The organism is Mycobacteriales bacterium (assembly GCA_030697205.1).
Taxonomy (GTDB): domain Bacteria; phylum Actinomycetota; class Actinomycetes; order Mycobacteriales; family SCTD01; genus JAUYQP01.
Genome location: JAUYQP010000045.1, coordinates 24,438 through 50,588 on the forward strand (window position 1 = coordinate 24,438; position 26,151 = coordinate 50,588).

The 26,151-nt window shown below is 72.7% G+C and carries 25 protein-coding genes, 1 pseudogene and 1 riboswitch; of the genes and pseudogenes, 15 read left to right on the forward strand and 11 right to left on the reverse strand.

Features of this window, described 5'->3' with window-relative positions:
- Window positions 1–118 precede the first annotated feature (118 nt).
- The 3 genes and pseudogenes from coxB (at window position 119) to Q8R60_14290 (ending at window position 3,139) form a co-directional block, all read left to right on the forward strand.
- A complete protein-coding gene (gene coxB, locus Q8R60_14280) occupies window positions 119–979 on the forward strand; it encodes a cytochrome c oxidase subunit II (protein MDP3713639.1) in 861 nt (286 codons plus the stop codon).
- A gap of 56 nt (window positions 980–1,035) precedes the next feature.
- Window positions 1,036–2,622 (forward strand): annotated as a pseudogene (gene ctaD / locus Q8R60_14285) (cytochrome c oxidase subunit I).
- Between the two features lie 52 nt (window positions 2,623–2,674).
- A complete protein-coding gene (locus tag Q8R60_14290; GenBank protein MDP3713640.1) occupies window positions 2,675–3,139 on the forward strand; it encodes a cytochrome c oxidase subunit 4 in 465 nt (154 codons plus the stop codon).
- A gap of 315 nt (window positions 3,140–3,454) precedes the next feature.
- Here Q8R60_14290 and Q8R60_14295 read toward each other — a convergent pair whose 3' ends face one another.
- Window positions 3,455–4,258, reverse strand: coding sequence for an adenylate/guanylate cyclase domain-containing protein (locus Q8R60_14295; GenBank protein MDP3713641.1), 804 nt, complete (start codon window positions 4,256–4,258; stop codon window positions 3,455–3,457).
- A 191-nt stretch (window positions 4,259–4,449) separates the two neighbouring features.
- Between Q8R60_14295 and Q8R60_14300 the strand changes: the two genes are divergently transcribed.
- Window positions 4,450–5,163, forward strand: coding sequence for a hypothetical protein (locus Q8R60_14300; GenBank protein MDP3713642.1), 714 nt, complete (start codon window positions 4,450–4,452; stop codon window positions 5,161–5,163).
- A 159-nt stretch (window positions 5,164–5,322) separates the two neighbouring features.
- Here the strand turns inward: Q8R60_14300 and Q8R60_14305 are convergent, their stop codons facing one another.
- The 4 genes from Q8R60_14305 to Q8R60_14320 are packed head-to-tail and all read right to left on the reverse strand — an operon-like array spanning window position 5,323 to window position 9,453.
- Window positions 5,323–6,939: a ubiquinol-cytochrome c reductase cytochrome b subunit gene (locus Q8R60_14305; protein ID MDP3713643.1), complete on the reverse strand. Its 1,617-nt coding sequence runs from the start codon at window positions 6,937–6,939 to the stop codon at window positions 5,323–5,325.
- Window positions 6,939–8,063 carry a Rieske 2Fe-2S domain-containing protein gene (locus Q8R60_14310; GenBank protein ID MDP3713644.1) on the reverse strand — a complete coding sequence of 375 codons (1,125 nt, stop codon included), beginning with the start codon at window positions 8,061–8,063 and terminating at the stop codon, window positions 6,939–6,941. Before Q8R60_14310 ends, Q8R60_14305 begins: the two co-directional genes overlap by 1 nt.
- Complete coding sequence (locus tag Q8R60_14315) at window positions 8,060–8,827, reverse strand: c-type cytochrome (protein ID MDP3713645.1); 768 nt, start codon at window positions 8,825–8,827, stop codon at window positions 8,060–8,062. The genes Q8R60_14310 and Q8R60_14315 overlap by 4 nt, the downstream gene beginning before the upstream one ends.
- Before the next feature lie 8 nt (window positions 8,828–8,835).
- The gene (locus tag Q8R60_14320) at window positions 8,836–9,453 is read right to left on the reverse strand and encodes a heme-copper oxidase subunit III (protein ID MDP3713646.1); all 618 of its coding nucleotides are present in this window, start codon (window positions 9,451–9,453) and stop codon (window positions 8,836–8,838) included.
- 87 nt (window positions 9,454–9,540) lie between these two features.
- On the opposite strand from Q8R60_14320, the gene Q8R60_14325 reads away from it, so the two are divergent.
- The 5 genes from Q8R60_14325 to trpD all read left to right on the forward strand — a co-directional run bounded on the left by Q8R60_14325 (window position 9,541) and on the right by trpD (window position 12,619).
- Window positions 9,541–10,446, forward strand: coding sequence for a cytochrome c oxidase assembly protein (locus Q8R60_14325; protein MDP3713647.1), 906 nt, complete (start codon window positions 9,541–9,543; stop codon window positions 10,444–10,446).
- Window positions 10,446–10,853: a hypothetical protein gene (locus Q8R60_14330; protein ID MDP3713648.1), complete on the forward strand. Its 408-nt coding sequence runs from the start codon at window positions 10,446–10,448 to the stop codon at window positions 10,851–10,853. The genes Q8R60_14325 and Q8R60_14330 overlap by 1 nt, the downstream gene beginning before the upstream one ends.
- Window positions 10,854–10,964: 111 nt before the next feature.
- Window positions 10,965–11,144: a hypothetical protein gene (locus Q8R60_14335; protein MDP3713649.1), complete on the forward strand. Its 180-nt coding sequence runs from the start codon at window positions 10,965–10,967 to the stop codon at window positions 11,142–11,144.
- Between the two features lie 21 nt (window positions 11,145–11,165).
- Window positions 11,166–11,588 carry a hypothetical protein gene (locus tag Q8R60_14340; protein ID MDP3713650.1) on the forward strand — a complete coding sequence of 141 codons (423 nt, stop codon included), beginning with the start codon at window positions 11,166–11,168 and terminating at the stop codon, window positions 11,586–11,588.
- A gap of 14 nt (window positions 11,589–11,602) precedes the next feature.
- The gene (trpD, locus tag Q8R60_14345; protein ID MDP3713651.1) at window positions 11,603–12,619 is read left to right on the forward strand and encodes an anthranilate phosphoribosyltransferase; all 1,017 of its coding nucleotides are present in this window, start codon (window positions 11,603–11,605) and stop codon (window positions 12,617–12,619) included.
- 123 nt (window positions 12,620–12,742) lie between these two features.
- Here trpD and Q8R60_14350 read toward each other — a convergent pair whose 3' ends face one another.
- From Q8R60_14350 to Q8R60_14375, 6 genes are all read right to left on the reverse strand, one after another.
- A complete protein-coding gene (locus tag Q8R60_14350; GenBank protein ID MDP3713652.1) occupies window positions 12,743–13,024 on the reverse strand; it encodes an Lrp/AsnC ligand binding domain-containing protein in 282 nt (93 codons plus the stop codon).
- A 43-nt stretch (window positions 13,025–13,067) separates the two neighbouring features.
- The gene (locus Q8R60_14355; GenBank protein MDP3713653.1) at window positions 13,068–14,825 is read right to left on the reverse strand and encodes a DEDD exonuclease domain-containing protein; all 1,758 of its coding nucleotides are present in this window, start codon (window positions 14,823–14,825) and stop codon (window positions 13,068–13,070) included.
- 60 nt (window positions 14,826–14,885) lie between these two features.
- Window positions 14,886–15,443 (reverse strand): class F sortase, encoded by a 558-nt coding sequence (locus Q8R60_14360; GenBank protein MDP3713654.1) that lies wholly within the window; start codon window positions 15,441–15,443, stop codon window positions 14,886–14,888.
- A gap of 86 nt (window positions 15,444–15,529) precedes the next feature.
- Window positions 15,530–17,113 carry a DUF4331 domain-containing protein gene (locus Q8R60_14365; protein ID MDP3713655.1) on the reverse strand — a complete coding sequence of 528 codons (1,584 nt, stop codon included), beginning with the start codon at window positions 17,111–17,113 and terminating at the stop codon, window positions 15,530–15,532.
- Between the two features lie 112 nt (window positions 17,114–17,225).
- Window positions 17,226–18,962 carry a hypothetical protein gene (locus Q8R60_14370; protein MDP3713656.1) on the reverse strand — a complete coding sequence of 579 codons (1,737 nt, stop codon included), beginning with the start codon at window positions 18,960–18,962 and terminating at the stop codon, window positions 17,226–17,228.
- Window positions 18,959–20,269 (reverse strand): tetratricopeptide repeat protein, encoded by a 1,311-nt coding sequence (locus tag Q8R60_14375; protein MDP3713657.1) that lies wholly within the window; start codon window positions 20,267–20,269, stop codon window positions 18,959–18,961. The genes Q8R60_14370 and Q8R60_14375 overlap by 4 nt, the downstream gene beginning before the upstream one ends.
- Window positions 20,270–20,424: 155 nt before the next feature.
- On the opposite strand from Q8R60_14375, the gene Q8R60_14380 reads away from it, so the two are divergent.
- From Q8R60_14380 to Q8R60_14405, 6 genes are all read left to right on the forward strand, one after another.
- Window positions 20,425–22,236, forward strand: a complete 1,812-nt coding sequence (locus tag Q8R60_14380) for a DUF4331 domain-containing protein (GenBank protein ID MDP3713658.1) — start codon at window positions 20,425–20,427, stop codon at window positions 22,234–22,236.
- Window positions 22,237–22,330: 94 nt separating this feature from the next.
- A complete protein-coding gene (locus tag Q8R60_14385; GenBank protein MDP3713659.1) occupies window positions 22,331–22,762 on the forward strand; it encodes a hypothetical protein in 432 nt (143 codons plus the stop codon).
- A 30-nt stretch (window positions 22,763–22,792) separates the two neighbouring features.
- Window positions 22,793–23,062: a hypothetical protein gene (locus Q8R60_14390; GenBank protein ID MDP3713660.1), complete on the forward strand. Its 270-nt coding sequence runs from the start codon at window positions 22,793–22,795 to the stop codon at window positions 23,060–23,062.
- 9 nt (window positions 23,063–23,071) lie between these two features.
- On the forward strand, window positions 23,072–24,367 hold the full coding sequence (locus Q8R60_14395; protein MDP3713661.1) for an NYN domain-containing protein: 1,296 nt from the start codon (window positions 23,072–23,074) through the stop codon (window positions 24,365–24,367).
- Between the two features lie 85 nt (window positions 24,368–24,452).
- On the forward strand, window positions 24,453–24,698 hold the full coding sequence (locus tag Q8R60_14400) for a hypothetical protein (GenBank protein MDP3713662.1): 246 nt from the start codon (window positions 24,453–24,455) through the stop codon (window positions 24,696–24,698).
- Between the two features lie 114 nt (window positions 24,699–24,812).
- A riboswitch (cyclic di-AMP (ydaO/yuaA leader) is annotated at window positions 24,813–24,967 on the forward strand.
- 76 nt (window positions 24,968–25,043) lie between these two features.
- Window positions 25,044–26,006, forward strand: coding sequence for an NlpC/P60 family protein (locus Q8R60_14405; GenBank protein MDP3713663.1), 963 nt, complete (start codon window positions 25,044–25,046; stop codon window positions 26,004–26,006).
- Window positions 26,007–26,151: the final 145 nt, after the last annotated feature.

Consider the following 26,151-nt stretch of genomic DNA (forward strand, 5'->3'; position numbering starts at 1 on the left):
CACCGCAGTGACACCGCACCCCAGCAGGAAGCGAGCGGGCTGCTGGGATAGTCTCGCTCCGCTTGGAGGAGAGCCCGACGAGGGCTTCTCCGACCCCTCGTGAGGAAGGCCTGTGAGCGTGAGAGCCACCCCTCGGCGCAGCGGTGCGCGACTCGGCCTGATGGCCGCCGCGACCGCGCTGCTGGCGACCGGATGCGGCGGTCGTGAGGCCTACGAGAACACCTTCGGCCTGGGCTTCCCGAAGCCCGTCACCGACCAGGCCCAGGAGATCTACGACCTGTGGCTCGGCTCGGTCGCCGCGGCTGCCGTGGTCGGCCTCTTGGTCTGGGCGCTGATCTTCTACGCCGTCGTGCGCTTCCGGAAGACCAGCGACGACCTGCCGCGCCAGATCCGCTACAACCTCCCGGTCGAGGTGCTCTACACCGTCGTGCCGTTCGTGATCATCGCGGTGCTCTTCTACTACACGGTGGTCGCGCAGAACCGCGTCAACGACCTGTCCGACGAGACCGCCGGCGGCAAGCCCGACGTGACCGTCAACGTCGTCGGCTTCAAGTGGAACTGGATGTTCCAGCACGTCGACGCGGGCGTGCAGGTCATCGGCGAGATCGAGCAGCCCGCGGTGCTGGTGCTCCCGACCGACCGCACGGTGCGCTTCGTCGAGACCTCTCCCGACGTCATCCACTCCTTCTTCGTGCCGGCGTTCCTCTTCAAGCGCGACGTCATCCCGGGCCGCGCCAACACCTTCGAAGTGAAGATCACCAAGCCGGGTGAGTACATCGGCCGTTGCGCCGAGCTGTGCGGCGAGAAGCACGCCCGCATGACCTTCTACGTCAAGGCCGTCCCCCCGGCGGAGTACGACGCCTACGTCGCGGGCCTCAAGGCCGACCCCGCCAACGCTCTGGAAGACAACCCCGCCGTGACGGGCGCGGTCCGCCCCGTCGTGGCCGGCACGCCGCACCCCGAGGAGGAGAAGAAGTGACCCTGCTCGAGGGAGCCACCACACCCGTCGAGGTACGCCGCCCGCGGCCGACCCTGGGCTCGAAGGTGGTCAAGGTCGTCACGACCACCGACCACAAGACGATCGGCATGCTCTACCTCTGCACGTCGTTCGCGTTCTTCCTGTTCGCCGGGCTGCTCGCGATGATCATCCGCGCCGAGCTGGCCCAGCCGGGCGTGCAGATCGTGTCGGCGGAGCAGTACAACCAGCTGTTCACCATGCACGGCACAATCATGATGTTCCTGTTCGCGCCGCCCGCGGCCTACGGGTTCACGAACTTCATCATGCCGCTGCAGATCGGCGCGCCGGACATGAGCTTCCCGCGCCTGAACGCCTTCTCCTACTGGCTGTACCTCTTCGGCGGGCTGACCGTCGTCGCCGGCTTCCTCACCCCTGACGGTGCGGCGGCCTTCGGTTGGTTCGCCTACACGCCGCTGTCGGACATCATCCACTCGCCGCAGCTCGGCAGCGACCTGTGGATCGTCGGCCTGATCACCTCCGGCCTCGGCACGATCCTCGGTGCCGTCAACTTCATCGTCACGATCATCACGCTGCGCGCCCCCGGCATGACGATGTTCCGGATGCCGATCTTCACCTGGAACATGCTCGTCACGTCGATCCTGGTGCTGATGGCCTTCCCGGTCATCACGGCCGCGTTCTTCGCGCTGCTCGCCGACCGCCACCTCGGGTCGCACATCTACGACGCCGCGAACGGCGGCGCGATCCTGTGGCAGCACCTGTTCTGGTTCTTCGGCCACCCGGAGGTCTACATCGTGGCGCTGCCGTTCTTCGGCATCGTCTCTGAGATCATCCCGGTCTTCAGCCGCAAGCCGATGTTCGGCTACAAGGGCCTGGTGTTCGCCACGATCGGCATCGGCGCGCTGTCGATGACGGTGTGGGCGCACCACATGTTCGTCACGGGCGCGGTGCTGCTGCCGTTCTTCGCGTTCATGTCGTTCCTCATCGCCGTACCGACGGGCGTGAAGTTCTTCAACTGGATCGGCACCATGTGGCGCGGCCAGCTGACGTTCGAGACCCCGATGCTGTTCTGCATCGGCTTCCTCGTGACCTTCCTGCTCGGTGGTCTCACCGGCGTCCTGCTGGCCGCCCCGCCCATCGACTTCCACGTCAGCGACACCTACTTCGTCGTCGCCCACTTCCACTACGTGCTGTTCGGCACCGTGGTGTTCGCCTTCTTCGCCGGCGTCTACTACTGGTTCCCCAAGCTCACCGGCCGGATGATGGACGACCGGCTCGGCAAGATCCACGCGTGGACGCTGTTCGTCGGCTTCCACACGACCTTCCTCGTCCAGCACTGGCTGGGCAACGAGGGCATGCCGCGCCGCTACGTCGACTACGTCAACGAGCTCGGCGTCGCGCCGGCCGGCTGGACCGCGATGAACACCGTGTCCTCCATCGGTGCCTTCGTGCTCGGTGCCTCGACGCTGCCGTTCATCTACAACGTGTGGGTGAGCTTCCGGCGCGGCGAGAAGGCCGTCGGCGACGACCCGTGGGGCTACGGCAACTCGCTGGAGTGGGCGACCTCCTGCCCGCCGCCGCGGCACAACTTCGTGACCATGCCGCGCATCCGCAGCGAGCGTCCCGCGTTCGACCTGCACTACCCCGAGGCGGCCGGCAAGGTCGACTTCCACGCCACCCCCGAGCTGAGGTAGGACGATGAAGGTCGAAGGTCTGCTGTTCGCCGGACTGGCGGTGTTCCTCGCCGTCGTCTCGGTCGTCTACGCCGTGCTGTCCGAGGAGTGGGTCGGCGTCACCTGCCTGGCCCTGTCGGGTGGGCTCGCGCTCATCATCGGCTACTACCTGCTGTTCACCGCCCGGCGGATGGACCTGCGCCCGGAGGACCGTCCGGACGCCGAGATCAGCGAGGGCTCCGGCGAGGTCGGCTTCTTCGCGCCGCACTCCTGGTGGCCGATCGCGACCGCGGGTGCCTTCACGGTCACGACGCTCGGGCTCGTCTTCGGACCGTTCCTCGCGCTGATCGGGTTCTTCCTGATCCTCATCACCGCCAGCGGGTTCCTCTTCGAGTTCTACCTCGGCGTCAACCGCGCGCAGGGCTTCACCCTCGGCGAGCTTGAGGCCATGGGCGAGGCGCCCACGTCGGACCGCAAGTTCCTCGGCTGACCGCTGGTCTGCCTGCCAGGGCCGCCTGACAGGGCCGCCGGACAGACCCGCCGGACAGACCCGCGCCGCCGCCCGGGGCGGCCTTCGTCGTACCCGCCCTTGGTCCCGGCCGGTTCCCCGCCCCGCGGGCCTCCGCCCTGCCCTGCCGGGCGTCCGCCCCTCTTGCGGCCCGGCCCTTCCTGCGGGCGCCCTCCCGGCCCCCTTCCTGCGGTGATCTTCGCCCTCTTGAGGCGCGTCACGCTCACTGAATCGCAAGACGGCGTAGATCGTTCCGGGGGTGGGTGCGGTGGTGGGTGCGGCGGTGGGTGCGCGGGGTCAGGGAGCCGGGTCGCGGGGGGTCGCGACGTAGACCTTGAGGTCGTCGGGGACGCCCTTGACGCGGGTGAGCAGGAAGGTCTTCTTCACGCGGGTCGCGACACGCTGCGGGTCGAGCCCCGCGAGAGCGGTGTTGCTGACGAGGACCTCCTCGGGGCCGGCCTTCTCGACCAGGCGCGCGGCGATATTGACGTCGACGCCGAGGTAGTCGTCGCCGAGCCGGCGCGGCAGCCCGGTGTGCAGGCCGGCGCGCAGTCGCGGGCGGTGACCGTCGACCTCGAGCGCGGCCACGCGCGCGCGGGCCATGACGACCGCGTCGAAGGCGAGCGCCGGGGTGGGGAAGACCGCCATCACGCCATCCCCGAGCCGCTTGACCACCTGTCCGCGATGGCTGAGGACGGCCGGCTCGACGGCGCTCGCGACCTGGCGCAGCAGCCGTAGCGCGGCGTCGTCGCCGGCGCGCTCGGCCCAGGTGGAGAAGCCCGCCAGGTCGGTGAAGGCGATGGTCAGCTCTCGGTCGCCACGGCCCCGACCGGTGCGCTCCAACAGCGACTGCCAGACCTGCAGGGCGCCCAGCCCGATCTCCCTGGAGACCCGGGGCTGCTCGTCGAAGAGCCTGTCTGCCAGGCGGGCGATGGTGGCGGCGCTGTCGGTACCTGCGGCGCTCAGCGGGTCGCCGAAGCCGGGGTCACCGGGCAGGGCGCGGCGCAGCCGCCGTACGACGCCGACCGCTCCCGCCTGCCGGTCGACCTGCCTGACGCCGGCGAGCGCGCGCCGTGCCGCGCCGTCGGGTCCGTCTGTCATCACTCGACCCTAGCGAGGTGCGGCCGCGCCGTTGTGACGGCACGGTGACCGCCAGGGGTCGGGGTCCGTACGGGGCGCGTGGGAAGAAGGCCGCGACGGCCCGGTTGCAGGGAGGCAGCGGGGGGCCGGGGGCGGCGCTGGTCGGGCGGGGCGAGCGTGTGGGAGTGATCGCCGGGTCCTAGCTTGGTCCGGTGCCGGAACCCCAGCCCTGGCCGCTGTCCGCGGCGGCCACCCAGGTCCTGCGCCAGCCGCGGGTGTCGGCGGGCGTCGTGCTGCAGCTCGCGCTCAAGGAGCTCGTGGCGAGCGGCGCGTGGACCCTGCGCCGTGACACGAGGCGGCTGCGCACCTCGGTCGTGCTGCTCCGCCGCGGGACCCTGCCTGTGCCCGACAGGGCGCCGTTGCCGCTGCTGGACCACCAGCTGCGCTGCGTCGTGCTGCCGGGTTCGGCGATGCCACTGCGGGAGGCGGTGAGCGCGCTCGCGCGACGTCACGCCGCGGGGGAGCTGCGGGACGCGTGCCGGGCTGACCTCGTCGCTCGGGAGCTGCTGGAGCAGGTCCCGCGCCGGTGGTGGCTCGACGGCTGGCGCCGGGTCAGCGACGAGGACGGCCTCGTGCGCGACCTCGGCCGGCGTCAGCGGGAGCTGAGGACCGCGCTGGCGAGCGGCGGGCCGAGTGCCGACAGCGCCCTGCGCGACGCCGACCCCGCGCTGCTCCTGCTGCTGGGCCGCCGACAGCTGCGCGCGGTCGACCGGGCCGTCGGCGACGCCCGCCGGCGCGGCGTCGAGATCGTCGTGGTGATGGGGTCCGGCGACGGCTCGCTGTGCGGCCTGGCCGACATCAGCGCGACGATCGACAGCAGTGTCGACTCAGGCGGTGACGCGGGCGGAGACGGCGGCGGCGACTGACCCGTCGTACTCCTCGCCGGTGATCAACGCCGCCTTGACCGCACTTCCAGTGGTCCAGAAGTGGGGCATCGCTCGCGTTGATCACCAGGAGGGGGACCGGCGACGGCGACGGCCCGCCACCGCGAGGGTGACGGGCCGTCGGGACGGGCCGGGGGAGCGCTAGTCCGGGCGCCCGGACAGCTGCGGCAGGGTCGCCTCGGTGCGCTCGGCGTCGGCGTTCTCGTCGTAGCTCTTCGGGAAGAAGAAGCCGCGTGGCGTGCGGGTCGCCACCACCGTCCCGCCGTTCGACGAGCCGGCCGGCAGCTCGCCGTGGGAGTGGCTGCCCGAGCCGATGCCGATGAGCGGCTCGTAGGTCGCGGGCAGCGGGACGGTCTCCTCGACGAACTCGCCCGAGGGGAGCCGGCGGATCGTGCCGGACTCGATGCCGTGGTGGACGAGCTCGTCGTCCGAGGCCTGCAGGCCCAGGCAGATGCGCTTGGTGAGCACATAGGCCAGCGGTGGCAGGACGAACAGCGCCACCCGCAGGAAGTAGGTGATCGTCTGCGCCGACATCCCGAAGGTGACCGCCAGCAGGTCGTTGCCACCACCGAGCATGAGCAGCACGTAGAACACGATGCTCATGACGCCGATGGCCGTGCGGACCGGCACGTCGCGCGGGCGGTCGAGGATGTTGTGGACGGCCTTGTCGCCGGTCAGCCGCTGCTCGATCCAGGGGTAGAGGATCAGAGCGTTGAAGATCAGGCCAGGCATGACGACGGCCGGCAGGAAGATGTTGAGCGGGATGGTGTAGCCGAACTCGCGGATCTCCCAGTTGGGCATGAGGCGCGACGAGCCGTCGAGCCAGCCGACGTACCAGTCGGGCTGCGAGCCAGCCGTGACCTGCGACGGGTCGTAGGGGCCGAACAACCAGACCGGGTTGATCTGGGCGAGCCCGCCGAGCAGGGCGAGCACCGCGAAGACCAGGAAGAAGAAGCCGCCTGCCTTGGTCGCGAAGACCGGGAAGAACCGGGTCCCGACGACGTTGGTCTCGGTCCGGCGCGGGCCGGCGAACTGGGTGTGCTTCTGGTACCAGATCATCATCATGTGGAAGGTGATGAGCCCGAGGATGATCCCTGGCACGAGCAGGATGTGGATCGCGTAGAGCCGCTCGATGATCGCGTCGCCGGGGTACTCTCCGCCGAAGACGAGGAACGCCGCCCAGGTGCCGACGACGGGGATCGACAGCGCGATGGAGTAGGCGATGCGCAGGCCGGTACCGGACAGCAGGTCGTCGGGCAGGGAGTAGCCGGCGAAGCCCTCGACGATGCCGAGGATGAGCAGCGTGCCGCCGATGACCCAGTTGAGCTCGCGCGGCTTGCGGAAGGCGCCGGTGAAGAACACCCGCATGAGGTGCACCACGATCGACGCCATGAACAGCAGCGCCGCCCAGTGGTGGATCTGCCGCATGATCAGGCCGCCGCGGACGTCGAAGGAGATGTCGAGCGTCGAGGCGTAGGCCGCCGACATCGGCAGGCCGCGCAGCGGGGTGTAGGAGCCGTCGTAGATGACCTCCTGGACCGAGGCCTCGTAGAAGAACGTGAGGTAGGTGCCGGTCAGCAGCAGGATGATGAAGCTGTTGAGCGCGATCTCGCCCAGCATGAACGACCAGTGGTCCGGGAAGACCTTGTTGACCGCGCGCTTGACGAAGCCCGAGGAGCTCAGCCGGTCGTCCACCCAGCCGGCTGTGACGTCGGCGGCCTTCTCGGCGGGGTTCTTCCGGACAGCGGTGGCAGCCATCAGAGGTCCTTCAGGTAGTCGTCCCGGCGCTCCCAGTAGCTGGGACCGACCGGCTCCGCGAAATCGCCCTGTGCCACGAAGTAGCCCTCGTCGTCGAGCGCCAGCGCCAGCTGGGGGAGCGGGCGCGCGGCCGGGCCGAAGGTCACCTTGCAGCCCTCGTCGGCCTTGAAGGTCGACTGGTGGCAGGGGCAGAACAGGTTGTGCGTCTGCTGCTCGTAGAGCTTGACCGGGCAGCCGAGGTGGGTGCAGATGACGGAGTAGGCGACGTGGCCGTCGATCGCCCAGTCATCAGGGTTGCGCGAGGGCTTGAGCTCCTCGGGGCGCATCCGGATGAGCAGGACGGCGGAGTCGGCGTACTTCGCGCCGCTCGCGACGTCGGGGAAGACCGACTCCGCGCCGCCGACCTGCAGGTCGCCGAGCCGGACGGGCGTGCCGTTCTCGCGCACGAGGCGCACGCCCTTGGCCCACGCGGTGGTGGCGAGCGAGCGCTCCTTGTGCTGCCACTTGCCGAGACCCGCGAGGGGTACGACGGCAAGCACCGGAAGCGTCGCTCCGGCGAGCAGCAGCGAGCCGGTGAGCAGCTTGCGGCGGCCGAGCTGGGTCTGGGCGAGCCCGTCCTTGAGCAGCTGACCGGTCTCGGCGCGGTCCTCCGGCGACGACGCGAGGTCGTGGCGCTCCTGGACCGTCTCCTCGCCGTGCATGAGCGTCTTGGCCCACAGGACGGCGCCGGCACCCATGCCGCCCAGGGCGAGCGCCATCGTCACGCCCAGCAGCGGCGTGTAGTACTCGTTGTCCTCCTCGACGCCGAACTGGAACGGCGCGAACCAGAAGACGACGAAGAAGCCGACGACGCCGAGGACCGAGAGCAGGAAGAGGAACGCGATCTTGCGCTCCGCCGCAGCGGCCTCATCGGGGTCGAGGTCGTGGTGGGCGAGACCGCTGGTCTCCTCGTGCAGGACCGCGGTGCCGCCGTGGGCGACCCGCTGACCGGGGTCGGCAGGCGTGGAGTGGGTCTGCTGGAAGTCCGCGCTGGACAGCTCGCTGTGGCGGCTGTCGCCGCCGCTGTTGGCCTGGTCCGAGGACGCGGGGGACTTCAAGCGGTCCCTGATGGACTCGTCGCTCATGCGCGCGCTCCGATCCAGAGGGTGACGAGGACGAGCAGGCCGATCCCGACGAGCCAGATCACCAGGCCCTCGGGCACCGGGCCGAGCTTGCCGAGGCTGTTACCGCCCGGCTGCGCGGACTGGGTGACGAAGCGGACGTAGGAGGTGATGGCCCGCTTCTCCTCGGGGGTCAGCTGGTTGTCACCGAAGCGCGGCATCGACTCGGGGCCGGACTGCATCGCGGTGTAGATCACGCGAGCCGAGGCAGGGCGCAGCGCGGGGGCGTACTTGCCGTAGGACAGCGCGCCGCCGGAGCCGGCGCTGTTGTGGCAGGACGCGCAGTTGGTGCGGAACAGGTCGCCTCCGAGCGCGAGCTGGCCGTCGTCCTGGAGCTGGTCCGGGACCTCGGGTCCGCCGCCCTGCGTCTGGATGAAGGCCGCGAGCTGGTCGGTCTCCTCGGGCGTGTACTTCGCCTCCTTGCGGGGCGCCTGGACCTGCCCGGCGACGAGCGGCATGCGACCGCTCTCCACCTGGAAGACCACCGACGCTGCACCCACACCGACCAGGCTGGGGCCACCGGCGCCACCCTGCAAGTTGAGGCCGTGACACGTGGAGCAGCCGGTCGCGTAGAGCGCCCGACCCTCCTTGACCGCGAGCGACTGGGCCTCGTCGGCGGTGCCGCGGGCCGCGCTCGGCGAGGCCACCGCGGTGTAGAGCCCACCGGTGGTGACCAGCGCGAGCGCGAGCACGCCGTAGCTGGAGAAGCGGGAGAGACGGGTCTTCACGGTCGTCCTCACTGGATGATGTAGATCGTGGCGTAGAGCCCGATCCACACGACGTCGACGAAGTGCCAGTAGTACGAGGTCACGATGGCGCTGGTGGCCTTCTCCGGCGTGTAGCGGCCCACGAGCGAGCGCAGCAGCACGAAGACGAAGGCGAACAGCCCACCGATGACGTGCAGGCCGTGGAAGCCGGTGGTCAGGTAGAAGACCGAGCCGTAGCCGTGGCTGTCGATCCGCATGTCCTCGGCGTACTGGATGCGGTACTCGTTGGCCTGCCCGAGCACGAACACCAGGCCCATGAGCAGCGTGAGGACATACCACCGCCGCATGGCGTAGACGTCGCCCTTCTCGGCCGCGAACACGCCCATCTGGCAGGTCACCGAGCTCAGCACGAGGATCACGGTGAAGACCAGGGAGTAGCCCACGGCGAGCTCGACCGGCACCGGGGGCCAGTTGTCGAGCCCGGTCTCGGTCACGCCCGTGACGGAGCGGATCGTGAAGTACATCGCGAACAGCGCCGCGAAGAACATCAGCTCCGAGGAGAGCCACACGATCGTGCCGACGGACACCATGTTGGGACGCGTCAACGAGCCGTGTCCGGTCGTCGATCCCACAGCAGTAGCAGCCACGTCGGGCAGTCTGCCAGCCCCGCGGCCCGCTTTCCACGCGGGGTGCCCCGGCGCGCCGGAGTGCTGTGTCACACCTACCCTGAAGGGGTGACCGGGCCCCTCGCGCACGCGACCGAGCTGCCGGGCTTCTCGGCGGGGGTACTGCTCTCCGAGGCCCGTGCCGAGGTGCTCCCGCTGACCGCCCTGCTGGTCGCTGCAGCCCTCTACCTGTACGCCGTGACGCGGCTGCGTCGCCGGGGCGACTCCTGGTCACCGCTGCGCACGCTGGCCTTCGTCGGGCTCGGGCTCGGCACGATCGCGATCGCGCTGCTGAGCGGCCTGGCGGCGTACGACACGTCGCTGTTCGGCGCCCACATGGTCCAGCACATGCTGCTCGCGATGGTCGCGCCGGTCTTCCTCGCGCTCGGCGCTCCGGTCACCCTCGCGCTGCGCACGCTGCCGGCGCGCCCGCGCGGCTGGCTGATGGCGCTGCTGCACTCCCGGGTCGCGGCGCTGCTGACCTTCCCCCTGGTGCCGTGGCTGCTGTTCGTCGCGAGCCCGTTCGCGCTCTACTTCACCGGCTGGTACGACGCGACGCTCGACAGCGGTTACCTCCACGAGGCGCTCCACCTGCACTTCCTCGCGGTCGGCTCGCTGTTCTTCTGGCCGCTGCTCGGCATCGACCCGGTCCCCGGCCGGCGCTCCTACCCGATGCGGATGCTGCTGCTCGCGGCCACGCTGCCCTTCCACGCCTTCCTGGGCGTGGCGATCATGAGCGTGCCGGCGAGCGGGTCGAGCCTGATCGCCCGCGACCACTACCTCGCGCTGCACCCCGTGTCGGAGGCCGTCTTCCAGCAGCAGGTCGGCGGCGGGCTGCTGTGGGCCTCCGGAGACCTCGTCGGGCTGCTCTTCCTCGCCGTCACTCTCACCCAGTGGATGCGGGCCTCGGAGCGGGAGGCCGCGCGGGAGGACCGGCGGCTGGACCGGCTCGACCGCGCGAGCGCCCCGACCTGATGGGGCTGCTGTCGCGCTTCCGGCGGCCCGCGGTCGTCGCGGACGTGCGGGCCGACGACCCGGGGCTGGTCGTCGTGGCGAGCTCGTTCGACCCCGCCGCCGCCGACAGCGCGGTCGTCGCCGCGAGCCTGGCCGACGGCCGCGCCGACCCCGACCGGCCGGTCCTGCTCCGTCACCACCTCAGCGGTCTGGAGCCGCGGCGCGAGGCGCTCGCCGAGCTGCTCGACCCGTCGTACGCCCTGGTCGGGGGTGAGGGTCGGTTGCTCGTGCAGCGGTCGCAGTCGCTCACGGCGCTCGGTGTCGCGCAGGAGCGGACCCGGATGGCCGGGCTCGCCCAGCGGCTCGGGGGAGACGCCCTCGGGTGGGACGCCCTGCAGGCGCCCCTACCCATGGGTAACACGTCCTGACCTGCGACGACGGGTTCGTCAGAGCTCTTGACCTACACAGCGCGTCCTGCCTACTGTCACCCGGTGTGACCCGGGACACACTCGGTGCACCCAGCGCAAGGGGGACGAGGCGTGGCGAGCGGGACTCGACTGGCGGGAACGACGGGCAAGCCCGTGGAGCGGGCGCGCTCGGGGGCCGGGGCGGCCTGCGCGGTGTGCGGGAGCCGGCTGTCGTCGTACAACCAGGGCCCCAACTGCTACGCCCACACCCTCGACATCCCGTGGAAGGGCCCCGGCACGCGCCACCGGTGACGCCTCGCTAGGCTCGCGCGCATGAGCGCCCTCACCGTCCTCGTCTACAGCGACGACGCGGCGGTCCGCGACGCGGTCCGCACCGCGGTCGGTCGGCGCCCCGCGAGCGACCTGGCGCGGCTCGAGTGGGTCGAGGCCGCGACCGGCGCCGCCGTCGTCAAGGCGGTCGACGCGGGCGGCATCGACCTGGTCGTGCTCGACGGCGAGGCGTGGCCGACCGGTGGCCTGGGCCTCGCCAAGCAGCTCAAGGACGAGATCGCCGACGCCCCGGCGACCCTCGTGCTCGTCGCCCGCAAGGACGACGTCTGGCTCGCGACCTGGTCGCTCGCCGACGCCGTCGTGCCGCTCCCGATCGACGCCCCGCAGCTCGCCGCTGCGGTCGCGGGCGCTCTGCGCGACCGCGAGCGCGGCCTGCCCGTGCGGCGCCAGGCGGTCCCGCACTGACCAGCTGGCCCACGCTGCTGTCGTCACTGCTGCGACGCGAGGACCTCACCAGCGACGACACCGCCTGGGCGATGGGCGAGGTCATGGGCGGCGAGGCCAGCCCCGCGCAGCTCGCGGCCTTCGTGGTCGCCCTGCGGGCCAAGGGCGAGACGCCCGAAGAGATCGCCGGCCTGGTGCAGGTGATGCTGCGCGAGGCGGCCACGGTGGAGGTGCCCGGCCGGGTCGTCGACACCTGCGGCACCGGCGGCGACCGCTCCCACACCGTCAACCTGTCGACCATGGCCGCGCTGGTCGTCGCCGGGGCGGGCGTGCCGGTGGTCAAGCACGGCAACCGCGCGGCGTCGTCGGCCTGCGGCTCGGCCGACCTGCTCGAGGAGCTCGGGGTCGTCGTCGACCTCCCGCCCGCGGCTGTCGGGCCCTGCCTCGCGCAGGCCGGGATCGCCTTCTGCTTCGCGCCGGTCTTCCACCCGGGCATGCGCCACGCGGCCGTCGCCCGTCGCGACATCGGGATCCCTACCGCCTTCAACGTCCTCGGGCCGCTCACCAACCCGGCCCGCCCCATGGCCCAGGCCGTCGGGGTGTCCGACGCGCGGCTCGCGCCGGTGATGGCCGGGGTACTGGCCGCTCGGGGCGCGGACGCGCTCGTCTTCCGCGGCGACGACGGCCTCGACGAGCTCACCACGACCGGGCCCTCGACGGTCTGGGTGGTCGCCGGCGGGGCGGTGGTCGAGGAGCGCTTCGACCCGGCGGCCCTCGGGATCGCCCGCGCCACGCTCGAGGACCTGCGCGGTGAGGACGCCGCCTTCAACGCCGCGGTCTGCCGCCGCCTGCTCGCGGGGGAGACCGGTCCGGTCCGCGACGCGGTGCTGCTCAACGCCGCCGCAGCGCTGGCCGCCCACGCGGGCGGGTCCGGCCCGCTGGAGGCCCGACTGGGAGAGGGGCTGGCCGGGGCCACGGAGTCGCTGGCCTCCGGGTCCGCCGAGCGCGCGCTCGCGACCTGGACCGCGGTCAGCCAGTCCCTGCGCCTCTGACGCTGCCGCGGCCGCCCCGCGCCCGCCCCGCACTCCCATGATCAACAGGGGGTCTGCACGGGGACACGCCGTGTCGCGCGTGCAGATCCCCTGATGATCACCGGCCGGGGGTGGCAGCCCGCCCTAGGGCTCGATGCCGAGGGAGAAGGTCGACTCGAGGTCGTGCTGGGAGTAGGCCTGGAAGGCGATGAGCGTCTGCGTGGACAGCACCCCGTCGACCTTGTTGAGCCGCCCGGCGATGGTGTCGTGCAGGTCCTCGTGCTTGCGGACCCGCACCATCGCGACCAGGTCGACGTCGCCGGCGACGGAGTAGACCTCGCTCACCCCGTCGAGGTCGGCGATCGCCTGCGCGACCTCGGGGATGCGGTCGACCGCGGCGGACACCATGACGATGGCTGTGATCACAGCCCCGAACCTACCCACGACGGCGTAGGACGCACGCGCGGCCTCACGCCGACGCGCGAGCAGGGCGGGCGAGCGGCCGCAGGCCACGGCGGTCCGCGAAGGGGTCCGCACTGCCGCGAGCCTCGCCGACGGCGTCGAGGAAGCTGCGGTGCCCGCCGGCCCCGTGGGCGGGCGAGGCCAGCACGCCGTCGAGCCGGACGAGGCGGGTGCCGTCGGTCTCGAGCCAGCGCAGCACGCAGCCGACCTCCTCGGCGGTCGCGGCCGGCAGCGGCCCCGGGCCGGGCACGACGGTCTCGGCGGTGGCGACGAGCGCGTCGACGTAGGGCGCCGGGTGGGCACCGCGCGGGATGGTGCCGGCCGCGACGAGCCGGCCGTGGCGCACCACCGCGACCTCCCACCCCAGGTCCGCGGTGGGTCGCGCGGCCACCAGCTCCGGCACCGAGGTCAGCGACACGATCCGCTGCTGGCGGGCGACGGCCCGCACCAGCGCGGCCAGTCGGTCGCGCTGGGCGGCCGCGTCCTCGAACCGCTCGTCGGCGGCGAGCGCCTCGATGCGGCGGGTCAGCACCGCGACGAGCGCGCCGGGGTCGGTGGTCACGGCGGTGCGGTAGGCGGCGACGTGGTCGGCGTACGCCTCGACGCTCTCCAGGCCTTGGCACGGCGCGCCGCAGCGGCCCATCTCGGCGAGCACGCAGGCGGGGGACGGCCGGCGGGTCGACAACCGCGTGGTGCACTGGCGCAGCGGGAGCGCCTCGTGGACAGCGGCGACGGCGGCCTCGGCGGTGCGGGTCGAGCCGAAGGGGCCGAGGTAGGTCGCGCCGTCGTCGAGGACGGCGCGGACGAGCGAGAGCCGCGGGAAGGCCTCGACGGTGAGCTTCACCCAGACGGCGCGCTCGGGGAACTTCGAGCGGCGGTTGTAGCGCGGCCGGTGCTCGGCGATGAGTCGCAGCTCGCGGACCTCGGCCTCGAGGGGGGTGGCGCACACGACCGGGTCGACGCGCTCGGCGATGCCGACCATCTCGGCCATCCGCGAGCGCATCTCCGACGCGGTGAAGTACTGCCGGACGCGTGAGCGCAGGTTGGTGCTCTTGCCGACGTAGAGGACCCGGTCGCGGGCGTCGCGGAAGAGGTAGACGCCCGGCGCGGTCGGTATCGCGTCGGCGAGGTGGCGCTTGCGGCGCTGCTGCGGAGTGACCGTCGCGGAGAAGGTCCGCAGCTCCTCGAGGCTGTGCACGCCGAGGTTGCCGAGGCGCGCCATCAGCCCGTGGAGCACGTCGACGGTGGCCTGCGCGTCGGCGAGCGCGCGGTGGCAGGGGGTGACGTCGGCGCGGAAGAGCCGGGCGAGGCTCGAGAGCTTGCAGTCGGGGGCCTCGTCGCGGGTGAGGACGCGGCGGGCGAGGCGCGCGGTGTCGAGGGAGTCGAAGCCGGGCCAGTCGAGGCCGAGCTGGTCGCAGCCGGCGCGCAGGAAGCCCAGGTCGAAGGGCGCGTTGTGGGCGACCAGCACGGTGCCGCGCGCGAACTCGAGGAACGCCGGCAGTGCCTGGTCGAGCCGCGGCGCGCCCGCGACCATGGAGTCGGTGATGCCGGTGAGGACCGCGATGAAGGGCGGGATCGCGCGGTCGGGGTTGACCAGCGTCTGGAACTCCCCGAGGACCTCGCCGCCGCGCACCTTCACCGCGCCGATCTCGGTGATGTGGCAGTCCTTGTGGCTGCCGCCGGTGGTCTCGAGGTCGACCACGACGAAGGTCGCGTCGCGCAGCGGCGTGCCCAGTTCGTCGAAGGTCGCCTGCACCGGGATCACCTGTCGGACGGTAGGGCGCTCGTCCGACAGGACGGTGTACGCCGCGCCGCGCGATCGACCTCAGACGGGCTTGGCGAACACCACGACGTTGCTGCGGTAGCTCTTGCTGCGCCGGTCGAAGTCTCCGCCGCAGGTGACGAGCCGCAGGGACTCCTTTCCGTCGCCGCGATAGACCAGCTCAGTGGGGAAGTCGCGCTTGGCGTAGGTGCGGACCAGGGTCACGGCGTAGGTGACCAGCGAGCCGTCGGCGCGTCGTACCTTGATCGTGTCGCCCTTGCGCAGCTCGTCGATGCGGGCGAAGACACCGGGGCCGCGGAAGCTGTCGACGTGGCCGGCGATGACCGCTGGGCCCTTGTCGCCGGGGGCGGGGCCCTGCGCGTACCAGCCGGCGCGCATCGGGTCGGCAGGGACCTGCAGCCGGCCGGCGCGGTCCTTGCGGAGCCCGATCAGGGAGCTCGTGACCTTCAGCCGGGGGATCCCGATCCGGATCGGAGCCGCCGCCCGTCGCTCCGAGACGGCCACCGCGACGACGGGTCCCGCGCCGCGCTCCGCGGCGAGGTCCTTGCGCGCCGCGTCGACGAGCACGAGGTCGGTGGCGAGCACTGCAGCGAGGACCACCGCCTGCAGCGCGGGGGTGCGCCACCGGCGAGCCGGCGCAGGACGAGAGGGGTCGAGTCCTCGTCCTGCGCCGGTCGCCATGGGGATCAGACCGTGACGCTGGTGCGGCGGCGCAGGAGCAGGCCCGAGCCGGCGAGGGCCGCACCGAGGACCGCGAGGGTCACCGGCAGGACCGGGAGCCCGCCGTCGGCGCTGCCACCGAAGCCGGTCGAGACGCCGCCCTGAGGAGCGGTCGCCGTCCCACCTGCGCTGTTGCCCGTGCTGTTGCCGGAGGTGGTGCCGGCGGAGCTGCCGCGCGCCTGGGTGCTCGAGCCGGAGTGCGGGAGCGCGACGTAGGGGAACGCGCTGCCGAAGGCGAGGTCGTTCTCGTTGACGCCGTCACCGGCCGCGAGCGCCTCCACGATCGTGCCGGTACGGACCGCGCCGACGAGCGCCTGCAGCTCGATGTCGACGACGTCGTCGGTGAGGCGGCGGCCGTTGGGGAAGCCCGCGGTGTCCTTGGCGAGGACGCCGAGGCGGTTGGCGGTGGCTGCCGGCGCGATCGTGGTGTTGAGGCGCAGCTGCTCCGACGGCGTCACCTTCGGCGGCTGGTTGAGGCCCTTGATGCCGGTGAGGAAGGCGGCGACGAGGTCGTCGCGAGGGGCGGCGGGGGCCGGCACCTTGTAGATGGCCTCGAGGAGTTTGGGGACCTCGGGGTCGCTCACGCGCGCGACGGCCTCCATGACGGAGCCGTCCTTGTCGGGCGTGAGGGAGTTGAAGGCGTCCTTGAGGTTGGCCGGGAGGACGACCTCGTTGACGAGCGGGCTGCCGAGGCGCGAGACCTGGACGAAGTCGCCGCTCGGGGTCGCCTTGCCCGGAGTGAGGGTCAGCGTCTGCTGCTCGGTCGTGCTCCAGACGCCGACGATGCCGCTGCCGTCGCCGCCCTCGGTGAGGGACGCGGTCGGGACCTGCAGCGCGACCGTGTTGACGTTGTAGCCGGTCAGCGTGTCGTTGCCGGCCTCGGACAGGTCGGCGCCGTAGAGCAGGTCGAAGACGCGCAGGTCGAGGAAGAACGGGTCGTCGGCCTGGCCGACATAGCTCCTGCCGCCGCCGTCCACGGACTCGATGGCCTCGTCGCGCAGGGACGCGTAGTTGGGCATCGTCGCCTCGCCGACGTTGCTCGGGGCCACCTTGCCGGTGTCGACCAGCGTCTTCGCCATGCCGTCGCCGTCGAGGACCTCGAGCGTGTAGGTCTGCTTGAACAGCAGCGTCGCGTCGTCGAAGGAGTTCACCGGGCCGTTGGCGTAGAGAAACGTCTCGCCACCGCGCTTGTCGACGTTGGTGAACGTCCACCGGTAGGTGAGGTCCGGCAGTGCGTCGCCGTCGTTGTCGACCTTGATGTCGTAGCGGTAGCCCTCCGCGCCCCACGGGTAGAAGTTCGGGCCGCCGGACGGGTCCTGAAAGCCCGTCCAGTTGGCGATGAGCGTCGTGGTGTCGGGGGCGTCGGGGCTGACGAAGGCGTAGGTGTCGGTGTTGTCGACGAGCGGGTTTGCGGAGGTCAGGGGGGCCTCGCGGTGGCTGGAGGCGCTGGAGGTGCCGGGAGCCAGGACCAGCGCGCTGCCGGTCATCGCCAGACCGGACGCGAGCATCAGGGACCCGGCGCGGCGCGGGGTCGATCGGAGACGGGACATGGTGCTCCTCACGTATGAATCGGACGAATCGCCCGACTGCTTGTGTCATGCATCCGTCCGGGCGGCCCGCGCGGTTCATTTCCGTGGCCGAGCGGTCGGCCCGCCGGTCAGGTCAGAAGACGTCGCGGGCAGTGCCGAGACCGCGCACGGCGAGCGCGAGGCCGAGCAGGACGACGACGCCGGCGGTGAGGGCCGGGAGCAGCCGACCGAGCCGGCGGGTGCGGGCGAGTCGCCAACCGCGGCGCTCGGCGACGCCCTGCGCGCGCAGCAGCAGCAGGCCGGCGGCCACGAGGGTGGCCGCCATCCCGATGCCGTAGCCCAGGACGAGCAGTACGCCGAAGGGCGCGCGGCCGAGCGCGGTCGCCCCGAGCAGGACCACGAGCACCGACGGGCTCGGGACGATGCCGCTCGCGACGCCCATGGTGGCCAGGGACCGCCACGTGAGGGGACGGTCGGGGGGCGGGGCGTGGCTGTGGGCTCGGCCGCCGTGGCTGTGCACGAGCACGGGTCCGGTCGCAGGCTCCTGCGGGATGTGGTGATCACTGTCGGGGTCCGAGCGCTCATGATCGCCACGTCCTGGTGAGGCGGGGGCGACGGGCTCGTGGTCGTGCGGGATGTGGTGATCACCGTGGGGGGCTGAGCGCGCATGATCGCCACTTCCCGCGGAGGCTGAGGCGACGGGCTCGTGGGGGTGGTCGTGGGGGTGGTCGCGATCACCGTGGGGGTGGTCGTGGGCGATGTGGCGATCACCGTGGGGGGCTGAGCGCGCGTGATCGCCACGTCCCGCGGCGGGGACCGCGGCGGGGTGGTCGTGGTCGGGGGTGCCGCGCAGACGGCGCAGCGCCCCGGTGAGCAGCCACGCACCGATGGCGACGAGCAGCACGCCGGACAGCACCTCGGTGGCGGGCACGACGCGCTCGGGGGCGACCAGGGTGCCGAGGTTGATGAGCAGGCCGAGCAGCAGCACCGACGCGGTGTGGCTGACGGTGACGAAGGCGCCGAGCAGCAGGGCCTGCCGGCGGGTGCCGCGGGTGCCGACGAGGTAGGCCGCCATGACGGTCTTGCCGTGGCCGGGGGCAAGCGCGTGCAGGCATCCGAACAGCACCGACAGCGCGAGCGCCCCCAGCCCGGTGAGCAGCCCGAGGTCGTCGCGGCCGACGAACGCGGTGAACTCCGCGGTCAGCCGGTCGACCCCGCGCGGCGCGGCGACGTCGGGCGCGGTGTCTCCCGCGGCCCCGGTCCGGCAGGGACCACTCGCGAGGGAGACGGCGGCGGTGCGGACGTCCGGCGGCGACTGCAGTGACTCCTCGGGATAGGCGAGGAGCAGCTGCGACGGGGACTCGAGAGGTACGTCGGAGGCGACCACCTCCCCGCACAGCGTGTCGGCGGTGACCTCCTTCCACCCGGTGCGGTCGGCGGCGGAGGAGTCGGTGAAGGCGAGTGATCGCGCCGGGCGGGTGTCGGTGCGCAGCGCGCACTCGAGCCGGGTCGTCGTGAGGCCGGCCTGACCGGGCAGGGAGCGGCCTGACGAGGACTCCAGCCGCAGCGGCGCGGGGGAGCCGTCGACCACGAGCTCCAGCTGGGGGAGGACCTGGGCGCACAGGGTCCCGGCGTACGCCGTGATCTCGGGGTCCGACAGCGACGCCGACCCGTCGGTGTCGGCGGTCTCGCGCAGCTGCACGGTCGGGATCTCGGCGAGGTCGACGACGTGGGTGACCGCGACGCCGGAGCCGTCGACGACCAGGCGGTCGGCGGTGTTGGTCGTGAAGTTGCCGAGCGGGTGCGCCCACGCCGCGGTCGGGAGCAGCAGCGCCCCCGTCAGCAGGCCCACTGCGACGAGGCGCCTCACGAGGACGGCAGCGAGGCGAGCAGCGCCTTCGCGCGCGGGGCGTGCAGCGGGCTGAAGGCCGGGTTGAGCTCGAGCGCGCGGGTCAGCGCGGTGCGGGCCAGGGTGGTGTCGCCGGCGGCGGCCGCGATGGCCCCGAGGTGCCACTGGAAGGACGGGTTGCGAAAGCCGGTCCGCACCGCCTGCTTCGCGATCGGCAGCGCCTCGCGGGAGCGGCCGGCGGCGTGCAGCGCCCAGGCGTAGGCGTCCTGGACGTAGACCGCATGGGGCCGCGAGCGGTAGGCCGCGGCGGCCGAGGCGACGGCGGCGGCAGGCGTGCCGTGGTCGGCCTCGAAGACGGCCAGCTCGGTGTCGACGTCGGCGCCGGCCGCGGCGAACAGCTGCTGGGTGGCCCGCACGACGGAGTACTGCTGCTGCGCCGCCGGGGTCTGCCCGGTCGCCTCGAGCAGCTCGCCGAGCTCGGTGACGTACTGCGGGGCGGGGAGCCGCGACACGACCTCGCGGTAGTCGGCGAGCGCGGCCGTCGGGTCGCCCTGCGCCGCGAGCACCTTCGCGCGTCCCGCCAACGACGGGAGGTACGACGGGTCGGCGGCGAGCGCGCGGTCGTAGGCGGCCTTCGCGGCTGTCAGGTCACCGGAGGCCCAGGCGAGCTCGCCGAGGTACTGAGACGCGAACGCCTGGTCGGCCGGTGCGACGGCGTCCTCGCGGGCCTGCTCCATCGCCGCCTTGGCCTGCGCGACGTCGCCGCGCAGCTCGAGGACGTAGGAGAGCCGGGCGTAGGCGTCGGTGCCGGGTCGCAGCTGCACCATCCGGTCGACCGCGCGGGCCGCCTCGGCGTACCTCCCGAGCTCCACGAGCGCGTCGGTCTTCACGCCGTAGGTGGTCGCCGAGAAGTCGTTGTCGCGCAGGGCCGCGTCGGCGAGCCGCAGCGCGTCGGCGAAGTCGTGGCGCGCGGCCGCGAGGGTCGCCTGGCCGGTGAGCGCGTCGGGGGTGGGCCGGATCGCGAGCGAGCGGGCGAAGGCGGTCTCGGCGCGGCCGTAGTAGGACGGGTCGGCGGTGAGGCGGGCCTTCTGGACGTAGGCCGAGCCGAGCTCGTGCCAGGCCCGGAAGTTCTTCGGGATCCGAGTGACGGTCGCGGTGAGGTCGGTGATCGCCGCGTCGAGCGGGTCGGCTGCCTCGGTGACCGTCGGGGCCGTGGGCGGGGCCGGCTCGGGGGTGCCCCCACCGGCGACCGCGCCGACCACGAGCAGCGCCGCGGCGAGCCCGACGATCGCGACGCCGACGGTGGCGCGACGGGCGAGGCGATGCACGCGGGTGTCCTCCGAGTCGCGGGGGTGGGTGGTGTCGGACAGCGTTCGCGTGCCAGCCGCAATCGGACTGTGGCCGTCAGGACACAGCAAGGGTCCCATCCGCTGGTCGCTCTCGCGCGAACGGCGTGGGAAGGACGTCCAACACAAGGAGACCCATGGCACGCACTCTCAGGACACCGGCGCGACGACGCGCTCTGGCGGTCCTCACCGCTGGCGCGACCGTCGCCGGCGGTTGCGCACTGCTCGGCCCGGGCACCAGCTCGGCCTCGAGCCACCGCGAGGCGCCGTACATCCTCGGCGACCCCGCGGTCGACAACACCGACACCTACGCCTTCGTCAGCCCCGACGACGCCAGCTCGGTGACCTTCGTCGCCAACTGGGCGCCGTTCTCCGAGCCCGGCGGCGGCCCCAACTTCTTCCCGTGGGACACCGACGCGGCCTACGACATCAACGTCGACAACAACGGTGACGCGAAGGCCGACATCGTCTACCGCTGGACGTTCGCCGACGTCGACAAGCGCGGCGCCCAGGAGCGCGGCAAGGTCGACGGCACGTTCCTGCTCAACGACGGTCCGGTCACCGACCTCGACGACCCGAACCTGCTCTACCGCCAGACCTACGACCTGCAGGCGATCCCGTTCACCAACGGCACCGCGGGCACGCCCGTCACGATCGTCAACGACGGCAAGGTCGCCCCGAGCAACGTCGGTGTGGCGTCCATGCCCGACTACGTCGAGCTCCGCCAGGAGGCGGTCACGCCGCTCGCCGGCGGTGCCGCGGGCAAGTCCTACGTCGGCCAGGCCGACGACCCGTTCTACCTCGACCTGCGCATCTTCGACCTGCTCTACGGCGGTGACCTCTCCGAGGTCGGCTACGACACGCTGTCGGGCTACAACGTCAACACGGTCGCGCTGCAGGTCCCGAAGGTGGCCGTGGCCGGTGCCGGCAACGTCACCGACAACCCGGTCATCGGTGTCTGGTCGACCACCAGCCGCAAGGCCACCCGCACCTTCAAGGCCACCAACGCCGCGCCGACCACGAGCGCGACCGACGCGACCGACGCGACCGACGACACGGGCGCCTTCCAGCAGGTCTCGCGCCTGGGCAACCCGCTCGTCAACGAGGCCGTCGTCCCGGCCAACCTCAAGGACTACTTCAACCGGTCCACGCCGGACAAGGACGCGCAGTTCCTCGGCAAGGTGCAGGACCCCGAGGTCCCGCAGCTGATCGAGCTGCTCTACAAGATCCCGAACCCCAACAAGACGCCCAAGGGCGCCGACCGCCCCGACCTCGTCGCCGCGTTCCTCACGGGCATCGACGGCCTCAACGCCACCAAGATCAACAAGAACAACGCGAGCCCGGCACCGGCGGAGTACCTCCGTCTCAACATGTCGATCCCGCCGACCACCAGCAACAGCGGCCAGGGCAACCGCCTCGGCGTCGTCGCCGGTGACAACGCGGGCTTCCCCAACGGCCGTCGCCTCGGTGACGACGTCGTCGACATCGCGTTGCAGGTCCTCGAGGGTCTGCTCGTGCCGGACCAGGACCCGGCCGTGAAGAAGGCCGTCTCCGGTCTCGGTGACGCGGTCTCGAAGAACGACGTCTCGTACCTCGGCGTCTTCCCCTACATCGGCGACCCGCACACGGGCTCCGACCTGCGTCAGGGCGCCTCGCCGGTGAGCTTCACGCAGAGCTTCACCAGCGCCGGTGGCAAGGTCACCGCACAGGTCACCGGCATCAGCCCGGCAGCCCCGGGCGGCTTCGCGGTCCTCTACCGCGTGAACGGCAACGGCAGCCTGACCGGCCTCGGCCAGTCCTCGCTCAACGCCGCCGGCACCGCCGGCCCGGCCCGCGTCATCCCGTGGACCTCGGGCCAGAAGCTGACCCTCGTCTGGCGCGTGTTCCCCAAGCGCGGCAGCGTCGGCCAGATCAACCGCGGCGAGCCGACGACGATCACCGTCCGCTAGCCAGCACCGCACTACCGTCCGGGGCGGTCCCTCTCGTGGAGGGGCCGTCCCGGCGGCATGACCGGACACCTGGCCAGACCTCGAGGGAGACCCCGTGCGCACCCCCCTGCTCGTCGTCGCGCTGCTCGCCGGCACTGCCCTCACCGCCTGCCAGGCGGTCGAGAAGACGCCGGTCGCGACGCCCACTCCGACGATCTCCCAGCCGCCGTCGTCCGCCTTCGTCGCCGGCACCTGCAGCCTCGCCGCCGAGGACGTCCTCGCGGTCGGTCGCGACACCGTGCGGCTCGGTGACGGCGGCGACGGGAAGGTCGACCCCGCCGTCAAGGACTCGCTGCGCGAGACCCAGGACCGGTTGGCGCCCCTCGCGGAGACCGCCGACGCCACGGCCAAGGCCGCGCTCGACCGGCTCGTCGTCGCCATCGGCCTGGTGCGGGTCCGGGCGGACGGCAACACCTACGAGCCCGCCCTCGGGCAGGAGTTGCGCACGGCGTACGACGCTGCCGTCCTTGCCTGCACGACTGGCTAGGCTGACGCTCCCTGCGATCGGAAGGCCGCCGTGCCCGTCGTCGTCCCCGGTGCCACCACGCGCTGGCGCTGCACGCTGTGCGGCAACCTCACCCGCTTCGACGTGACCCGGGCGACCCGGGCGGTGGACTACGTCCACGTCGACCTCGCCGGCGAGCCGGTCGTGGAGGAGCGCGAGGTCGTCAGCGAGGTCGTCGAGCACGTCACCTGCCGCTGGTGCAAGGCGGTCGACCAGGTCGAGGTCGTGCCGCGTCCCGGCAGCGACTCCGGAAGCGAGCAGGGCGCAGCCAGCGCGGTCTAGCGTGACCGCATGACAGACCCGGTCCTGCCTCCCGCGGTGCGGGAGCGGGTCGTGGCCGTCGCCGCCGACCGGCTCGCGGCGCTGCCCGTCGAGCAGGTGCCTGCGTCCCTGCGGGCCTTCCGCTCCTTCACGCCGACCAAGCGGGCCCGGCTCGCGGCGACCCCGCTCGCCGCGGCCCTCGCCACCGACCCGGTCTTCCGTCAGCGGGTGTCCGAGGGGGTCGGCGAGGCGTTCCCGGGGCTGGCCGTCGCGCTCGCCGACGGCGCGCCGCTGCCGGCCGCGGACCCCGTCGACGTCGCGGCGCTGGCCTACCTGCTGCGCCCCGCCGGCTGGGAGGCCCACGTCGCGCGGGCCGTCGAGGAGCTCGCCCGCACCGCCGCGGTCGAGGACGCCTCCGTGCACGTCGATGCCGTCACCCGGCTCACCGAGCAGCTCGAGGCGGTCAGGGCAGCCGCGCGATCCGAGGCCGAGCGGGCCACGGCGGAGGTGACGAGCCTCAAGGCCGACGCGGCCGCGCTGCGCCGCAAGGTCCGCGAGCTGGGGGAGCGGGCCGCGACCGCCGACCGGGCCCGGGTCGCCGCCGAGGAGGCGGTCGCCGCGGCGGGCACGTCGGAGTCGGCCCGGCTCGTCGAGGCCGAGGCGGAGGTCCGCCGGCTGCGCACCCGGCTCACCGAGGCCGAGGACGCGCTCGCTGCCGCCAAGCAGGCCGCCCGCGAGGGGCGCAACGCCGACGAGCTGCGGCTGCGGGTCCTGCTCGACACCCTGGTCGGCTCCGCGACCGGGCTGCGTCGCGAGCTCGCCCTCGCGCCGCTCGAGGGCCGGCCCGCCGACGCCCTCGAGGCCGACTACGCCTTGGTGGCCGCGTCGGTCTCCGCCCAGGGGCGCTCCGACGACGACCCGCTGCTGCTCGACGCGCTGCTGCAGGCCCCCGGCACGCACCTGCTCGTCGACGGCTACAACGTCACCAAGACCGGCTACGGCGAGCTCGCGCTCGACGTCCAGCGGGCCCGGCTGCTGGCCGGCCTCGGTGCCCTCGCCGCCCGCACCGGCGCCGAGACGACCCTGGTCTTCGACGGCACCGACCGGGCCGCGCCGCTCGCGCCCGCCTCACCGCGCGGGGTCCGGCTGCTGTTCAGCCGGCAGGGCGAGACCGCCGACGAGGTCCTGCGCCGGCTGGTGCGCCACGAGCCCGCGGGCCGCCCGCTCGTCGTGGTGTCCAGCGACAAGGAGGTCGCCGACGGCGTACGCCGGGCAGGTGCCCGTCCCATGGCCGCGCGGGCCCTGCTGAGGCTCCTCGAGCGCTGATCCTGTCGGAGGGCCCGCCTAGCGTCGGCCGGGCCGGCACGTTGGACTGCCCCGCCGGACCGCCCAACCCCCGAGAGGCCCCACCATGCTGATCGACTGCGACACCTGCGCGGTGCGCGACCTGCGCTGCGGTGACTGCGTCATGAGCGTGCTCCTCGACGCGCCGGGCTCGTCCGCGCACGTGCGCGAGGTCGATCTCGCCGAGCAGGCCGCCCTCGCCGCCCTCGCCGACAGCGGGCTCGTGCCGCGGCTGCAGCTCGTCCGGCTCGGCCTGCCCCGGCTGCGCGACGGCGCAGGCCCGGGAGACGGGTCCACCCAGCACGCCGTCTGACACCGACACGGCTCCCTCACTCGACGGTCACAGTCCGATCTCGGTAGAGTCGTCCGGTCCGCACGTGACGGCGACCCATCCGGGCCGCGGGCGCGCGGGCACCGCCGAGTCTGCGTCCGGGTCCTGCCTGGTCGCGGAGCCGGGGAACCAACCGTTCCCCCGGGGTGAATCGGCGCTTGGGCCTCTGCGTGCAGGGGGTGCGGCGTCGTAGGGCAGCTTCCGAGCCCGAACCCGACAGCTCACCCGGTAGGCGGGCGACGGAAGGACAGGAGAGCCGCCGTCATGGCGACCCCCCGCGTACCCAGCTCCCGCACGCGCCGCTTGCTCGTCTCCGCAGGTCTTGCCGTGGCCGTCGCGACCGGTGTGGCGGTCGCCCCGTCGGGCGCCGTCGCCGAGCCGCGCCCCTCGCTCGCCGAGGTGGAGCGCCGCGTCGACGCCCTCAACACCGAGGTCGAGCGGCTGGCCGAGGACTACAACGAAGCCCGCCTCGTCCTGCAGACCGCGGCCCGGGCCGGTGCCGCCGCGAAGGCGCGCGTCGCCCGCGAGCAGGCCAAGCTCGAGCAGGCCCGCGCGACCCTGTCTGCAGTGCTCGCCGGTGCCTACCGCTCCGGTGGCACCGACGCGGCGGTCTCGCTCATCGGCACCACCGACCCGCAGGTCTTCCTCGACCGGGCGTCCAGCCTCGAGGTGCTCGCCCGCAGCCAGGCCGACCAGCTGGCCGACGTCGCCGTCGTGCGCAAGCGACTCGCTGACCTGCAGGCCGCGGCCGACCGACAGGAGCAGGCGCAGCGCGACATCCAGAGCCGGATCGATGCCCGCAAGAGCGACATCGAGAAGAAGCTGCGCGAGCAGCAGGGCCTGCTCAGCGGTCTGCGGGCTGACGAGCGCCGGCGCTACGCCGCAGCGCGCGCCAGTCGCGAGCGCGCTGCGGCTCCGCGCGCGACCTACAACGGTCCGGCAAGTGGTCGCGCGGCGGTCGCCGTGCGCGAGGCCTACGCCCAGCTCGGCAAGCCCTACAAGTGGGGCGCTGCCGGCCCGGACCGCTTCGACTGCTCCGGCCTGACCATGTGGGTGTGGGGCAAGGCAGGCGTGTCGCTGCCGCACAACAGCCGCGCGCAGTTCGCCAGCGGCCGCAAGGTGGCGCGCAACGACTGGCAGCCCGGAGACCTGCTCTACTTCGGCAGCCCGATCCACCACGTCGCGATCTACGTCGGCGGCGGCAAGATGATCAGCGCCCCGCAGACCGGCGACGTCGTCAAGCTGCGCGGCGCCCAGCGCAACGACTACGCGGGCGCGACCCGCCCCTGACGGGGTCGCGAGATGATCACCATCAGGCTTCGATGGTGATCGACTCGCGTGACACGTCGGCGTGTCGTCGCGACATGATCAGCCACCCCCTACGCCGGCATCCGTGGGCCGGCCGCCTGCCGACGACGCGCCGGTGAGGCCACGC